Genomic DNA, 824 nt, shown 5'->3' with positions numbered 1-824 from the left:
ACCTCGACCGTGTCGATCCAGGCGTCGAGCTGGTGGCCGGTGCGGCTGGTCATCATCGTGGCGAACCCGCGGACGTGGCCGGTCAGTCTGTCCAGGCCGGGGTCGGCCTTGCGGCGCCGGGCGAGCCGGATGGCATCGTCAGCGGCCAGTCGGTCGGGGTGAGTCATGATCCACGAGGTGACCTCGCGGACGGTCGGGGGTTTCGGCTCCGGCAGCGGTGCGTGGCCGCGACCGTGACGGAAGCGGCGCAAGTAACGCTGGAGCGCCAGCGCACCGCCCGGGTAGCCACGTGCAGCGATCTCGCGGAACAGGGGCGTGGCGTTGCGCTCGCCCTCGTTCCAGCGCCGATGTAGGTGCTCGAGGTAGTCGTCGACCAGGTGCGCACGCTGCTCGGTCTTCGCGGTCTGAACCGTCCCGGCTTCTCTGCCGCTCCGTTGTGAGCAGGCTGAGAGGATGGGTGTCGTGCCCAAGAAGATCGACCCAGCGGTTCGGAGCCAGGCTGTGCGTCTGGTGACCGAGCATCGTTCGGCGTACTCGACCGAGCGTGCCGTGCATGGTCAGGTCGCTGAGTCACTTGGGGTGTCGCGTGAGTCCGTGCGCCGCTGGGTGTCCCAGCACGACGTCGACACCGGCGTCGTAGCCGGCGTGACCAGCGATGACCGCGAGGAGCTGCGGCGGTTGCGGGCGGCGAACAAGCGCCTGCGTGAGGTCAACGAGGGCCCCCAGTCGGCGACGTGTTGCTACCTGGGGGAGCTCGAACACCCACACCGCTGAGCGTCGCGTCTGTCGGTCACATGCTGACCCCTGGTCTGTCCGTGACATGG

At 68.8% G+C, this 824-nt stretch carries 2 protein-coding genes; one reads left to right on the top strand and one right to left on the bottom strand.

Annotation, left to right across the window (positions count from 1 at the left end; genetic code table 11):
* The coding region (locus D8M34_RS18375; protein WP_446723748.1) for a hypothetical protein at positions 1–470 on the bottom strand (470 nt) is incomplete at its 3' end.
* On the opposite strand from D8M34_RS18375, the gene D8M34_RS18370 reads away from it, so the two are divergent.
* The gene (locus tag D8M34_RS18370; protein WP_126894731.1) at positions 463–774 is read left to right on the top strand and encodes a transposase; all 312 of its coding nucleotides are present in this window, start codon (positions 463–465) and stop codon (positions 772–774) included. The two genes, D8M34_RS18375 and D8M34_RS18370, sit on opposite strands and share 8 nt — an antisense overlap.
* The last annotated feature ends 50 nt before the right edge of the window (positions 775–824 follow it).

Source organism: Microbacterium sp. HSID17254 (assembly GCF_003989315.1).
Lineage (GTDB): Bacteria > Actinomycetota > Actinomycetes > Actinomycetales > Microbacteriaceae > Microbacterium.
Note: the sequence above shows the minus strand (reverse complement) of the source record. Positions and strands in the feature narration are given on the sequence as shown.